Below are 1,232 nucleotides of genomic sequence, written 5' to 3'. Positions count from 1 at the left end.
GTCCGAATCATTTTGAATTAATAATTTTGAACTTTGAATTGGAGCGTTCGCGCAGCGTGACCTACGGTCAAGCGAGTTGTGGTCTTCAATCAGTGGCGGGTACAAGCCCCCACTGATTGTCATTTTGAATTAATAATTTTTAATTTTGAATTGGAGCGTTCGCACCTCAAGGAGCGTCGGCAATGCCTATAGCGTGACCTACGGTCAAGCGACTTGACTCAATCTATTTGTCTTCTGCTTTGCTACGGGCATAGTCATCTTCAAAACGAATAATGTCATCTTCTCCGAGGTATTCTCCATTCTGAACTTCAATTAAAACGAGGGGAATAACACCAGGATTCTCTAGTCGATGAGCATGGCCTTGGGGAACATAGGTTGATTGATTTTGATGAATAATTTCTTGTTTATCGCCACAAAGAACTTTAGCTGTACCACTGACAACAATCCAGTGTTCGCTCCTATGGTAGTGCATCTGTAAACTTAAGCGATGACCCGGCTTGACTTCAATGCGCTTGATTTTGTATCCCCGTCCTTCTTCTAAGACAGTGAATGACCCCCAAGGTCGTAGTTCGGTAGCGGCAACGCCTTCAGCTACTCGGGATGACTGTAGGGTAATTGCGGAAACTTGAGAAATTTCTTTTGACTGAACCATGGTTTTGTTACTGAAAACGTCTAGCTAAGTGATTTTGGGAAAGTTGACTAATCGGTTACTAATTTCTAGCTTAAACAAAATCAAGGATAATTGACTATAACCAAACCTAGCAAACTATAACTATTTTTTTAATGTCAGATTAGTCTATTACCTGAATTTATATCAATTCTTTACACTCTTATATAGTTATCTTGACCTAAGTGGAAGCTGAATAAACCTATAGTTAAGGGATTCGTGATTTCGGAAAATCTTAATAAATATGAGCACTTCATAATTCCTTCATACTTAATACTTAATACTTCTTAAACTATTAGGGAACAGGTGTAAAAAAGATGCCCAGACCGTTGTTAACTGGTGCTGCTGTATAGGGAGAGCGATCTAGGAGTTGACCACCTAGATAAAGTCCAGTTGAGCTACCCCCGTCAAGATTGAGGGCATTAATGGCTCCCAATTTCTGCATCAACTGAGCTGTTTCCCTTAATGTTGGGCCACGTCCAGTATGACTATACTGAAAAGCAGCAATAATCAATGTGCCATTAGCAGTGCTTCCAATAGCACTGCGTGGAGCAGTGCTATTGGA

2 protein-coding genes are annotated in these 1,232 nt (G+C 40.6%); both read right to left on the bottom strand.

From position 1 onward, the window contains the following. Positions 1–223: 223 nt before the first annotated feature. Positions 224–652 (bottom strand): phosphomannose isomerase type II C-terminal cupin domain, encoded by a 429-nt coding sequence (locus F6K20_RS39070; RefSeq protein ID WP_008179636.1) that lies wholly within the window; start codon positions 650–652, stop codon positions 224–226. Between the two features lie 310 nt (positions 653–962). Then, positions 963–1,232 (bottom strand): phosphodiester glycosidase family protein (locus F6K20_RS39065; RefSeq protein WP_287298536.1); only part of this gene is annotated, 270 nt, incomplete at its 5' end.

Origin of the sequence: Moorena sp. SIO2C4 (assembly GCF_010672485.1) — a bacterium.
Taxonomy (GTDB): Bacteria; Cyanobacteriota; Cyanobacteriia; order Cyanobacteriales; family Coleofasciculaceae; genus Moorena; species Moorena producens.
The sequence above is the reverse complement of the archived record's forward strand: the minus strand, read 5'-3'. Positions and strand labels throughout refer to the sequence as shown.